We start from the raw sequence: 12,284 nt of genomic DNA on the forward strand, positions 1-12,284 counted from the left end.
AGCTTATAGCTAAACAAGTAAAAATAGGCATTACGGAGTGTAAATTAAAAACGCGCTGGCCGCGCGTTTTTAATAAAAGTTTGTGCTACAGATCAATTGCTAATTATCGCTACTGAACCTGAATAGTCTGACCACTCTCATCAGAGATTACCGGCGAACGACTAAAATCAGGGTAACCATTCTTAACACGAACACCGTTTGGCACACTATCCAGGGTTATATATCCATTGAAGCCGGAATCAACCAGACAGACATATTCAGCGATATGTCCCCCATCACGATACCCGGTAAGTGTTCCCAGAGAGCTACGACAAGTAGCGGATTCAGACACTGAATCCCCGGAAGTATAAGCTTTAACCTCTGCACCACTCAGATCAACAGCTGCAGTCCGGTTACTGTTTTCAACCGTGCCGACAACATAATACTGTATCGTACCGCCATCCCCAGAGCAGTTAGTTCCCGGAGGCTCAACTGCAAACGCCAGACTCGAATCAAAGTACGCAGGATCACCCGTTACATCAGCAGTACCCGCTTCTGCAGTATCAAGAATAAGGTTAAAGCTATCCACTGAACAGATATTAACTTCTGTCGTAATATCCGGGTCTTCATTCGTATCTTCGGTCGACAGTTTGAGATTACCGCTCCACTGAGATCCGGCAAGAAACACCGGACACGTCCAACTTATTGAATCGTCACTGTCATCGTAGTTGATGTCGCACGCGACTCCCTGAGAGGTAACCAGACTCATAGCAGCAATCTCTGCCGCTGAGAGGACGCTGTCTTCCGACATTGTCATACCACCACGAACTTCATACTCAGTGCCTGTTACCTGTGTGCCTAAGCCACTTGGCAAAACATCCGGGCAATTACTTTCACCTGTATCATCCAGAACACAGACAAAGCTACCGTTATTCAGTTCGAACTCCTGATCAGACGCCCCCGCCAGGGCAGATTCATGGTCGGAGCCCTCCAGCTTCGGTTCACAATCAGAATCAGCAACAGTTCCAGTAATGTTGGTCAACAGAAAATCATGAGTAAAGGTATCCTGGGAAGCGCCACTGGTATCACCATACAGCGCACTGGCCACCATACCGGAAGACAGATAGATCCTGTTGCCATTGGCATCAATTGCAGGTTCTTCAAGATCGCCATCACTATCGAAATCATCTGAATCCACCTGTGGGGTAAAACCACGGTAGGTACGAGTCGCCATCAGCTGAGGATGACGACTGGCATCAGTTCCATCATCACTTTTCAGCGGATCGCCACCGCAGCTTCGGTCATTTGTGTTGGGATTATCAGATCGCAATACACCTATATTGCCATACCAGCCAGAGCCAAAATAACAGGTATATGAGAAATAACTGTACAGCAGCGTACCATCAGTCTCTGGATTCGTGGCCAGGCCACCATCGATATAATGCACCTCATTCAGCTCAGTTGCATATTCTGCCGGACTGGTATCAGGGACTTGTATCAGAGTTTTACGGCAGACACCGGTATCTGACGGCACTATCTCAATATCAGATTCGGATACTGACATTGCCGCATCAATATATACACGGCCCAGCACTCTGGAAAACATCCCACTACGGTTAGTCAGTAATTCCTTACTATCATGGGTGGTAAGAATATATTCGTCGCCATCCTTGTACAGTTTGGTCCCCCCGGCAATTGCGGGGGTTGCTGTCACATCATCGAACCCGGTCGTATCAATCACTTCGCCACTGCCATATTCTGCTGAGCCATCCGGCGTCTCGGCAAGGCCCCCACCCTGAAGGCTACCTGCTATCAGACCACTCAGGGCATCTGCATCTATGGCAGAAACAAAGCTGTTCAGACTGACACTCTGGGAGCCCTGCTTATCATCCCAGCTAACAACCACCTGAACCTTGGCATATTCAGGATCAACGGTATTGGGAACAAAAGTAAGTGACGAGGCAAGAGAGTAGTTTGCATTAGTACCAGAGAGGGTATCAGTATCGTTGTTTAGCGATCCCAGGCCTCCAGTATCAGCCTCATCCCGAAGCTCTTCTATCTTCTGCTGTGCCAGCTGCAGAGCCTCTGTTTTCGACTTCACCTGGCCCGATTCAGAAAAAAGCCCATTGCTAAACATCGCCACTGCAACCAGCCCAAAACCCACCACAAACAGAGCGATAACCACTTCCAGCAAAGCCACGCCTCGCTGTTGAGTCTGAATTTTCATAACCTGCTCCACTATTTTCTATATCGGTTACAGCAACTACGTTTATGAAGTAACATCGACGAATTAAATCCGCGCAAAACCCTGGGATCACCAGGTCACATCAAAATCAGTCCAGGTGCCTGGCACGCCAGCGCCGCGCCCCGCATCCCCCAGATTATCCAGTACATCACTATCAAAAAAGGCATCCATACTACCGGTACCTGACATATTTCCACGGATGACTACAGCCCCATTAACATCCAGGCTGCCGGTACCAGTAAAATTACCTGTTACAAACAGCAGACCGTTTACAGTAACGTTACCGGCACCGGACATATTGCCGTCTATGATGAGAACAACCGGCTCATCTGCCGTGCCAATTACCGGAGTTCCCGTAAAAGAGGCATCACCATCGACCCAGATAACTTTGCCGTTCTCTCCATCCAGGGTCGACATACTGGTCACATCCGGATCGACCTCCAAACCGGCCACAGACCCCTTATAATTAGCCTCAGTCAGGCCAAAGAAATTCTGGAAATACTGGGTATCATTTAACGTTGACAGATTCGCATCGTTATCAACAACATCCGGCCCTTTATTACTGGCGCTACTGGATTCAATTCCGCCGGCAGCGGAAGGGTGCTTTACAATCGTATTCGTAGACATCGCCGAAAAATCAATCACCTCTCCAGTCCAGACCGTCGTAGCCCCTTCTAAATTGGTAATCGTACCGCTGCCGCTCATATTGATAAATCCGCGTGCAGTCACCGGATTCCCAGGCGCATCTGCCAGGGCCGGCGTACCAGACACCGTCATCGCCATTGAACTTATTGCGGACTGATCATCACTACGTCCTTCAGCAACCAGGCTGACGATTTTCAGATTGCCGGGATCAACATCATCGACAAACTTCACCCGGTAAGAGGGGCCTGAAGTTCCGGAAAAATACGTCCAGCCATTTCCTGCCAATAAGGAATCCAGAGCATCGTCATCATTGTCATCGGCGGTATTGGCCTGAAAATAACTCATGCCATAATCCAATCCGGCATATGCTGCTTCAAAAGACTGTGTCGCACGCTGCTCATTGGCAATAATACGCTGTTGAGTAACCACAGACTGCGAACTCACCAACACCACCAGAGTAATAGAGATCAACAATACGATTGCGACCAGCAGGGTGGCCATACCCTGCTGTTTATGCGTTGAACGAATGCAGTAACTTTCCATTTTATCAATCACTCACTCTGGTATTGGCAAGTCTGACGGTGGTCGTTATGGTCTTCTGTAAAGCGCTGTCTGAAACCAGAACACCGGTCATCGTTATTTCAACTTCAACACTTTCTATAGTCAAAACAGAACCATCATCTGCTGTCACCGTGGCGATTGCATTAGCATCCAGATCAAAGTTTAAATCGGTAATCGAAATTACTTCACTGTCGGATAAAGGCCCCCAGATACCTGCATCACAGCTAAATACAGCATCAGTGGCGACAGCCCCGGTACGCATGCTTATAAATTTATTGCCATCCGGATCAGTATCCAGCCGATAACCAAACATCTCCATTTCATCATAATCATATATATTGGTATCGCTGAAAGGCGCGACTGTTGGCGTAGCGCAACTGGAACAGTAGCCAATCCTGGCATCATCTGAATCAGAGTCATCAACCCCATCGTTATCCAGGTTATATGTATACAGCACACAACTATCTGCTGTTTCTGAAGTTTTATTCCCCGTTGCTATACCTTCGACGCCTGTGATCGCGGTAATGAATGGATTTCGATCAGCACTCCCCCATTCTGACACTTTACCCTCATCGCCCCAGTATCCCGCACGCCGGATATCATTGGTCATAAAATGCATAATACTGGTCAGCTCTGTTTCAAGCCGGGCTTGCTCCAACAGGTCTCTGCTACCAACAAGGGTCGATACAAAAATCTGCAATACCCCGGCGGTAACGATCATACCTATGACAATCGCGATCATAAGCTCAATTAGACCTAGTCCCGATTGTTTAATTTTCCTTGGTATCAATAAGAATCGATCCATCATGGTCAACAATCCTTATACTGATTCAGGTCTGACGAACAGATTGAAACACGACCCAATATTGAAAGATTGATAGAGCTTTGCTCTCCCGAATCAAGCGTTATGACAACGTTACCGGCTCCGGTAACAACGCCCCGAGGCATCGTAAAAGTACTTATCGCACTGGAAACAGCTACCGACGTATTGGGATAATCGGTACTAGTCAGGACTTTATCCGGCATCCCTGTTATAGAGCAGCTACCACAAGTACAACTGGCAGTACTATTTTCTGTCACCCCCATACACCAGCCCGTTCCTGTCGTCGGGAAGCGGACATCCACATCTTCATTTTTTGCTAATGCAATGCTCCGGGCTAATTGCATCTGAGAATAGATCGCTTCTGTCGCCGAAACCAAACGCCCTTCACGCCAGTATGAAGACATATTGGGCGCCGCAATAGCAACTAAGATCCCGATAATGGCAACGGCGATCATAAGTTCTATAACCGTGAAGCCTTGCTGTTTGGGTAGCAACTTCCTATCTCTGCCAACAATCTGCATCAGCATACCCTCCGGAAGTATCGGGCCCATTTTCATCAACAGCGAAAGTCCCACAGCGATCTCCACTCTGAACACCGGCTGGCGCTGCTGTCATTGTGAAAGTATTCGATCCTGAGCTTGCTACACCGATCGTGTAATATCCGTCCGGAGAGTTAGCAGCCACTCCAGCAGATGCAAGAGTAGAGGCATAACTGACGTTATTAGCTCTGAACTTTTCTTGCTCCAGCTGCGCACTTAATAGCGCAGCCATACCATCAGTTCTGCGGGACTTATTTACATATTCTGTATATGAAGGGTAAGCTATTGCCGTCAGAATACCGACGATCGCAACCGCTATCATCAGTTCAATAAGTGTGAATCCCTGCTGATCTTGTGCACGCAAAAGAAATACCTCTACTCGCTCATTCAAATCCATGAAAAGTGAACTTAATAAAGCAAATCCTTTTGCACACTACTGACTATATTTTAAACAGCACTTTTCAGGTCACCAACACAGGTGTACCCAAAACAGTTATAGAAATTAAAACAGTTGTACGAAGCTTGCAAAGACTAACCTATTATTACCAGCACTTGAACTAGTATCAGGTTTGCCTTAAGTGGGGAGGTTGAGCAAGGTCAGATTAATCTCTGATGCTTTATTGAATATTCATGCGGCACTCATGATTAACTAGCTGGAGATTACCTGCACCATACTCTATCCCGTTTACTGTCGGTTTCCTCAGCAAAACGAGCCCGCCCGACATTTGAGATAACCAGATTTTTATTAACGCTGAGCCCCTGTAAATACACCCTGAATGTACCATTTCTGTTGGTAGTACCATCCGGCTTGAGGTTAAATCCAGTGTTATTTCTAACCCAGGTTACGGCAATTGCATCAGAAAAATACAGCTCCCGTAATTTAATATCCGTAACCAGATTAAATTTATTATTACCATCCTGATCGATATACACCAGCATACCGCAAGACCAGTTCTCGCCACACTGATCAGGCAGCGGCTCACTAACCGGGCATATACTCACATCGACCTGTCTATGCACTGCCTCCTGACGAGCAAAACTGTAGATGTTTTTTATCTGATGCAGGGCACTGTCCTGCTCTGCCTGAAGCAGAAAATGGGTTAACGCAGGAGCGCCAACAGTGATCAGCAGGGCCATCACAGCCACCGTAACCATCAGTTCAACTAAAGTAAAACCTCTGTCATGAAGCGTCTTACGATGAACTTGCTTCGGCGCTGCCGACAATGCAGAAAGAATTTGAAGGTATTGTTGCTTTCGCTGAGCAATAAACAACACTGGAGGAAAAGCCAGATTCGATCCCTGAATACACATAACAACATCCTTGTTGTCAGGATAAAGTGGCTATATTTTAGTCGAGAAATAGGGCTTCGCCAGGCGGCATAAAAAACAGGTCACTCATCAGTGATGTATATGATTACATCAAGGTTCCGGTGATCGTTGCGAACGACTGTTTATACGTTGCGCCATTAAGAACTTAGCTCGCTACTCTTCTTTTCTTCGGACTCAGTAATTCTGGCACGGCCAATAAGCGATATATCCATATCGATGCCCCCGTCCATGCCTTGCACTGAAATTGTGAACTGCGCGGCATCATCAGTCGAACCATCCGCTTCTAAATCCAGACGATTCTCAGAGCCAGTCCACACCACAGTGACACCTTCCGTAAATTCAACTTCACGCAGGCGGAGATCAGTTCCGCCAAATCCTGCAGCACCATCCCGATCGATGTATACCAACGCCCCATCATTCCAGCTGTTTCCACAAGTATTATTCTGCGTATCAAACGCGCAGAGACTGACAACCTGCTGCCGGTGCACTGCCTCCTGACGAGTAAAACTGTAGATGTTTTTTAACTGATCCACTGTAGAGTCAAGCTGGCTATTCTGCAGAAAAGAGCCCATGGCCGGGGCGCCAACGGTAAGTAACAGCGCCATCACGGCGACGGTGACCATCAATTCGATTAATGTAAATCCTTTGTTTCTTGTTTGTCCGGTGTATCGCATTCTTACCCCCTCCCTGGGATTCAAATAAAGCTGACTAATTATCACCAGCAGTCTTGTTGAGCCTTATCATCTTTATCAAGTGCGCCTTTTTTTCCCTGGGCATCAATGGTCAGTGTATGGCAGCTATCCCCCTCTTGGCCCGCCTGAGGCCTGGCAACCAGATTAAATGTGCCTGATCCGGCCCCAGTCAACGCCGGATTAAAACGAAACTGATAGCGATTCACCATGCCATCATCGACCGCGCAGCCCCCTTCCTCAAGATTGTCTAAGCCGTCGTCATCAGAATCTTCCAAGCGGTACTCAAAATCTGCGGTATATCGCTGCTCCATTTCCTGCGCTATTTCCAGCATGCAGATCTGCGCAGTGCTGCGCCAGCTACTCGTAACATAACGGGCATAACTGGGGTAGGCGATAGCCACGAGAATACCGATGATCGCCACCACGATCATCAGCTCTATCAGAGAAAAACCTTTCTGCTTTTTACGGATATCCATATCCAAACTCTATTCCTTTACCTATTGTGTGGTTACTGGTTACGGATTAACTGCTGCCAGCTTTGACGGCCCGAAGGTCTCGGGTTGCAAAGCTGCGTTACCCTTCCAGTTCTTATATCAATAGATTTACATTTATCCTGCTCTTCGCACGTTGGATCGTTGGGGTCACAAGGTGGCGCGATCGCAGCCTCTCCCCCATCGCCGGTCTTCATACCTCCAGACAAAACATCGTCATCATCAATCTTGCCGTCACCGTTAGTATCAAACACATGCCATTGCGGCATACCACCAGATGCGGGATCAATAAAATAATACCAGCCTTGTGTTTCATATACCCCGGCATCGCAGACATTCTCTTCCGATTTCTGACTGTAGATCCGGGTAGAAAATATGGCCAGCGTACTTTCAGGGCCTATATAGGGCGCATAAAGCACACGTTCACCTTCGGCCTCGCCGCCAGTCAGCTTAAGATCGATAAACCAACCAGGGTCCGATGACTTAATTTTATTTTCTTCCTGAAAGTACCGATAGCCATCGGCTTCTGAAGAGATCTCCTGCTTAAACAGGTCGCCTTTATTAGTAAAGACGCCATCATCGTAAACAGCATAAAGACTTTGCGTCGTTTTAGATGCATTATCAGCCACTTCAAAGTCTTTGCCGGTACCGAACAGCAACATTACTTTGTTATCCACTTTTGTTACGGCAATATCTGACGTTACGGGTTGGTACGTGGCCGGATCACATTCGCCCGAATCTTCATCATAACTGGCACAGGCACGAAACAACCGGGTAAATCGCCCAGAATCAAAACTACTCAATTTAATCGTTTGCTTACCTTTCTTTTTTCCTTTCCCCTTAACTTTTTCACCCGTTACATTAAATTTCCAAGTATTGCCATACAGGTCTCCCCCATAAAGGACATCAACGCCAGCTTTTCCATCAGTATTAAATGCGGTTAGCGTCGAGAGGCCATTGGGCTTATCATGATTTGAGGGACTTTTTATCGATTCATCCGGTGATGACAGCACAACTTTTACTTTCTTAAATTTCGGTTTATTGTTGACAACAGGCACTATATAGATAGCTACTTGGTGCTTTTTAAGCTCACTATCTGCAGCCCCTGGGTATCCACCGCCAAAGACCAGATACCATTTATCATTATTAAACTGCATAATCTGAGGGCGACTGAAGGTGTAGCCAAGGTTTTTGTGCATAAACTCCCCAAGAAAAACCTGATCAGCATTCGCTTCAGTTAACTTATCCGGCTCGGTAATATCCAATGTATAGATGGATTGGCCGCCACCACTTAAGCCTCCTACCAATAGCTTACGATCACCCACCTCCGCCACATAAGGCGAGCCATCGACAAAGTAACGGTGCTTCCTGGCACCCGGCTCAGTTATGGATGCCAACCCTTCCAGTAACGATCCTGGTATATAGGAAAAAGTTTGCTTACCGTTTTCAGCATCAAAGCCGTGCAGCATGCCATCATTGCCGCCAACAAATATCATCGCCTGTTGCTTATCAGGCTGCGTTGTACTGTAATCGACGTACACCGGTTTTGAGTTGATAAAGGTGCCGAAGGCGCTCTGCCCCCAATCCCGGAATTCACCGGAGCCAGACAGATCTGTCCCCCGAAAAAAGTCCACGACATCACTGCTTAAAATTGAAGAAGCATTAGTACTTGAGCTAAAATTTTCGGCAATAAATGGAACGGCCTCATCACCAATATTCGTAATAATCTGTCGCTCCCCGGGCGACAACCGAGCCTGCGTCGACGTATTCCATTTCTCGGATTTGTTCCCGTATTTAGTGCTACTCTGATCAACAATCCATGTTTCGGCAACGATGGAGCCGGTCCAGTCACCACTCATATACGCCGTTTTAAATGAGGTAAACCCTTCCCCGACACTAGTACCACTAAGGCCTATTGGGTTCGATTTACCCGCAGGATCGCCAACTATACCCGTAATGATCTCACGGAAAGCTTTGACCATCTGTTCATTGGTATCTGCTTTAAAGTACTGACCTGTTAAAGGATGCTTTAATGCTGACTCAGTGGCTGAATCAAGAACAACAGCGCCGGTTTCAGGGTTTACGTGCTCTTTTGCAGCCCGCTCCAGCATGTCGTTTGCGCGGGCTATATCCAGGCCATAGGATATTGTGTGGGTGATCAGGGGCTGCTGTTCGGCATGACTGGCACTCAGATCGAGTCCGGTTTTAGCCCACAGCGCAATATCATCAAGATAGTACTTACTCACGTCCTCATCATTCACATTTAGATTCCAGTCTGGCAGGGTTTCAGCACCGATTAACTGGTCATCTGTCATGCCGGTTAATTCACCTGCAGTGATATCTGTCTCGTCATTTGATCCATGGGGGTATATCTCGTCATAGTCACCTTCATCTTTAAATCCATCACGGGTAGGAGAACCATCGGTCAGAACAACAATATGATTTTCCTGGCACTGGCCATACTTCTGATCTATTGGCGATAAGTAGGTTGGATAGGTCCCATCAGCATTTTTTTCGGAGCCAGTGCTAATGCCTTCAGCATTCATGACTTCGGCATCTTCCCCGCGCAGCCGATAGTAACGCCCATGCAGGCCGCGAAAATAGCGGGTAATTTCATAATAAGCTTCTGTTATCGGGGTCTGCCCCGTTGCCTTGATGCCATCAACCGCTGTTTTAATCCCTTCAGCAGAGTCTGCACTACAGCCAACTAAAATTTCCCCGCCTGCTTTACTACTGCCTGCAGACCCCAGTTTGGCCAGCCCTAACCTAGCCTGACGACTTAATACCGGATCATCAGCCAGACTTTTAATCGCACCTTTTGCGGCTTCTATTTTCTTTTCACTGCCCGATAGAGTACCCGCCATACTTCCGGAAGAATCCAACAGCAGCATGACATTCGGTTCAATATAGATCGACGACCCGGTAACTACCGAAGGATAATCGTTGACCTGCCAGCCTTTGGCGCAGATCAACGGCGATATAATGACCAACACGCTGCTCAGCAATACGTTATTGAGCCTGTTTTTCAGTTTCATCACCCGAACTCCGTTTCGTGTTTTACTTATTTACGATTGATTCAAGTATCACTTCGGCATTGCCTGAACGCCCGGTGCTGCGCGACAGTATGCGATACTCATTTGAGCCGGTCTTTTCGATGGTAACCTGCACTTGTATTTTCATCAGTTCGTTTTCAGAAGCGCCGTATTTCTCTGCAGAAAGGGCGTATTGCTGCCATTTCTTCAGATCACCTTCCGCCTTGCCCATCAGCTTTTGTTTCAGGTTTTCAGTACCGCTCACGGTATAAATTACAGCTATATTCTCTGCGTTATCATCGGGGTATTTTTTTACATCTCTGGTTTGCGTCCCGTCCAGCAGCCACTCTTCGGCTTCGACCAGAGCATCCTCTGCGGCATGAAAGGCGATGGTTTTATCCAGCATATTGGCAGCCATGCGCTCTTGCAGGGTTATATTCTGCAGCGCCGATGCGCTGGAGATGCTCATTACCAGTAAGATAATCAGCGCGACGATCAGCGTTGCGCCGGCCTGTTTTTGCCTTGCATACAACATTTGCGGTGGTTTATTACGGATTTCCATATCCATACCTCATTTCTGTTATAACAGGCGATTTCGCAAACCGATGGTGGTGGTGTAGGTACGATACAAACGGCGATCCTGATTACTACCTGTAAATGGCGCTGCCAGGGTTTGCCTTTCATCTAACACCCCCCGTTCCAGACTGGCCACCAGAAAGCTGAGCCGGACAGCCACTACTTGTGTCCAATCGGTGACATCGGCAACCGCCTTAAACTCATCAACCTGATGATCCGCAATTTCACTGCTATCCAGGCCGTATTCAACAGCGATCTCTTCGACCCCCTGCACTAACGCCAAAGGTTTTATTTCTTTATCTTCCTCAGCCTCATATCGGTATAAAGACAAGACCCCATCGGTATCCGTCGCCACATAGTAGGCAATCTCTTCCGCTCCATCATGAGCTGGGATATAAACTACCTCGCCAGCAATCCGGTCGTCATCAGTCAGTAACGGTCCATCGCTGAGCTCAGTCTCCGCAGCCGCTGCATTAGCGTAGCCCTGTATTGCTGCAACATCCGCACTTAAACCCAACCCCGCATTGCGCAAGTCATAAGGAACACGCTCTAAAATATAACGCCCGGTCTCCTGCACCTGAGACATAGCTTCCTGCAAACGATAACTTTTGCTACTTGCGACATAGGCAGACAGCACTCCACTGATTAGCAGCAAGCCCACAGCCGTAGAAATCATCATCTCCACCAGCGAGAAGCCGCTCTGCCGACGATGTAAAGCAATATTCATAAGGGGCTTCATAACTGCACCCTCAGGGCAAACGTTTTGCCGCCCGGATTCTTGCGATCTTCAGTCCAGAACAACGTAATAGTGACCAAATCATTTGTGTCTTTCACGACCTGACCTGCACCATCAGGCAGTACGTTGGCCAGCTGTAAGAGCCATTGGGCTTTATCCTGTTCGGCAATAGTTCCGGTACCTACCGATGAGTCATCGCTTTTGCTCCGTGTAAATTCATATTTACCGGCAATAGCCGCAGTCTTATTAATCCGGATTCGCTCCGCCATATCATAAGCCAGGCTGACCGCCTGAGAGTGCACATAGGCCCGGTTATTCAGCTGTAATGATTTGGCCTGAACCGTCATCATGCCCAGTAAACTGATCGATACCAGTACCAACGTGACCAGCACTTCGATCAGCGATATACCGCGCTGTACTGCAGGCGCAGAGAGACGACACAAACAGGTTTGCTGTGAACTAAGTTGCGGTGAATTGAAATTGCATTGAATTAGTCCGGCAGACGATTGCCGAACAGGCGCCGATGAGAATATCGGCAAAGAAAAGGTAGTACCCGATCCCTGGCTACACATAACAACATCCTTGTTGCTTGTTCAAAGTGGTTACATTTTAAACAGGTCGGGTCGGCTTTGCCAA

At 47.6% G+C, this 12,284-nt stretch carries 12 protein-coding genes; all 12 read right to left on the bottom strand.

What is annotated here, in order from left to right; genetic code table 11:
- Positions 1 to 109 precede the first annotated feature (109 nt).
- The 12 genes from ACQUQM_RS17455 to pilV all read right to left on the bottom strand — a co-directional run bounded on the left by ACQUQM_RS17455 (position 110) and on the right by pilV (position 12,220).
- The gene (locus ACQUQM_RS17455; RefSeq protein ID WP_432471150.1) at positions 110 to 2,206 is read right to left on the bottom strand and encodes a type IV pilus modification PilV family protein; all 2,097 of its coding nucleotides are present in this window, start codon (positions 2,204 to 2,206) and stop codon (positions 110 to 112) included.
- Positions 2,207 to 2,293: 87 nt separating this feature from the next.
- On the bottom strand, positions 2,294 to 3,412 hold the full coding sequence (locus tag ACQUQM_RS17460) for a PilX N-terminal domain-containing pilus assembly protein (protein WP_432471151.1): 1,119 nt from the start codon (positions 3,410 to 3,412) through the stop codon (positions 2,294 to 2,296).
- Positions 3,413 to 3,416: 4 nt separating this feature from the next.
- Positions 3,417 to 4,238: a PilW family protein gene (locus ACQUQM_RS17465; protein ID WP_432471152.1), complete on the bottom strand. Its 822-nt coding sequence runs from the start codon at positions 4,236 to 4,238 to the stop codon at positions 3,417 to 3,419.
- A gap of 2 nt (positions 4,239 to 4,240) precedes the next feature.
- Positions 4,241 to 4,804, bottom strand: coding sequence for a GspH/FimT family pseudopilin (locus tag ACQUQM_RS17470; RefSeq protein ID WP_432471153.1), 564 nt, complete (start codon positions 4,802 to 4,804; stop codon positions 4,241 to 4,243).
- Entirely contained in the window at positions 4,752 to 5,189 is a 438-nt protein-coding gene (locus ACQUQM_RS17475; RefSeq protein ID WP_432471154.1) for a type IV pilin protein, read from the bottom strand. The genes ACQUQM_RS17470 and ACQUQM_RS17475 overlap by 53 nt, the downstream gene beginning before the upstream one ends.
- 263 nt (positions 5,190 to 5,452) lie before the next feature.
- Complete coding sequence (locus tag ACQUQM_RS17480; protein WP_432471155.1) at positions 5,453 to 6,103, bottom strand: GspH/FimT family pseudopilin; 651 nt, start codon at positions 6,101 to 6,103, stop codon at positions 5,453 to 5,455.
- 155 nt (positions 6,104 to 6,258) lie between these two features.
- Positions 6,259 to 6,795: a GspH/FimT family pseudopilin gene (locus ACQUQM_RS17485; RefSeq protein ID WP_432471156.1), complete on the bottom strand. Its 537-nt coding sequence runs from the start codon at positions 6,793 to 6,795 to the stop codon at positions 6,259 to 6,261.
- A 41-nt stretch (positions 6,796 to 6,836) separates the two neighbouring features.
- Positions 6,837 to 7,289, bottom strand: coding sequence for a type IV pilin protein (locus ACQUQM_RS17490; protein WP_432471157.1), 453 nt, complete (start codon positions 7,287 to 7,289; stop codon positions 6,837 to 6,839).
- A 32-nt stretch (positions 7,290 to 7,321) separates the two neighbouring features.
- Positions 7,322 to 10,339: a PilC/PilY family type IV pilus protein gene (locus tag ACQUQM_RS17495; RefSeq protein ID WP_432471158.1), complete on the bottom strand. Its 3,018-nt coding sequence runs from the start codon at positions 10,337 to 10,339 to the stop codon at positions 7,322 to 7,324.
- Positions 10,340 to 10,361: 22 nt separating this feature from the next.
- Positions 10,362 to 10,904 (bottom strand): pilus assembly PilX family protein, encoded by a 543-nt coding sequence (locus tag ACQUQM_RS17500; RefSeq protein ID WP_432471159.1) that lies wholly within the window; start codon positions 10,902 to 10,904, stop codon positions 10,362 to 10,364.
- A gap of 12 nt (positions 10,905 to 10,916) precedes the next feature.
- On the bottom strand, positions 10,917 to 11,639 hold the full coding sequence (locus ACQUQM_RS17505) for a PilW family protein (protein ID WP_432471160.1): 723 nt from the start codon (positions 11,637 to 11,639) through the stop codon (positions 10,917 to 10,919).
- A gap of 8 nt (positions 11,640 to 11,647) precedes the next feature.
- The gene (gene pilV, locus ACQUQM_RS17510) at positions 11,648 to 12,220 is read right to left on the bottom strand and encodes a type IV pilus modification protein PilV (RefSeq protein WP_432471161.1); all 573 of its coding nucleotides are present in this window, start codon (positions 12,218 to 12,220) and stop codon (positions 11,648 to 11,650) included.
- Positions 12,221 to 12,284 lie beyond the last annotated feature (64 nt).

The organism is Amphritea sp. HPY (genome assembly GCF_050870985.1).
GTDB lineage: Bacteria > Pseudomonadota > Gammaproteobacteria > Pseudomonadales > Balneatricaceae > Amphritea.